The 619-nt window shown below is 28.6% G+C and carries 1 pseudogene; it reads left to right on the top strand.

Features of this window, described 5'->3' with window-relative positions:
* Positions 1-619, top strand: a pseudogene (locus tag CAMP5082_RS08250) (hypothetical protein); the annotation flags it as partial.

The raw sequence follows: 619 nt of genomic DNA, 5'->3' as shown, positions 1-619 counted from the left end.
ACAGGACAAAGTTCTACTTTGCTTGAGTTTAAAGATTGGCAAAGTATTTATTTAAAAGATCCTATTAAAGGAAGCATAGCTCCTTGGACTAAAGCAGAAAAAGCTTATTATAAATCTTTAAAAACTAAAAAAGAAAGATATAAATATTTAGTTATAAGAAGTGGTATAAGAAGTGTTGTTATAGATATACCTTATGAAGCTATAGGGGCTGTAGATGAAAAAGGAAATGTAGATCCTAAATATGAAAAATTATATAGAATAGTAGATGATAATAAACATAATCTAAGATCAAGTTTATTTCATAATGAATGGGGTATGGCAGCAGGAATATTAGGTGATTATAAATATCTAGCTAATGATATGTTTCAAAATGGTTTTAATGCAAGATTTATCCAAGCTACTATACTTTATATACAATTAAGTGGGGGAAGTAGTATATTAGATAAACCTAATTTATTAGGTGCTATTTATGGTTATGCTGATATTGCTGTAGGAAGTGGTTTAGTGGGAGTGCATAAAAATCCTTTAAGAGAACAAGAGATTAAAACCTTAGCTAAGACTTTAAAACCTGATGAATTTGATATGCTTCCTTTTATAGATGAGATTATGGGAGTAGATT

This window comes from Campylobacter sp. LMG 17559, assembly GCF_024723605.1.
GTDB lineage: Bacteria > Campylobacterota > Campylobacteria > Campylobacterales > Campylobacteraceae > Campylobacter_D.
This window is presented reverse-complemented; position numbering and strand designations above follow the sequence as displayed.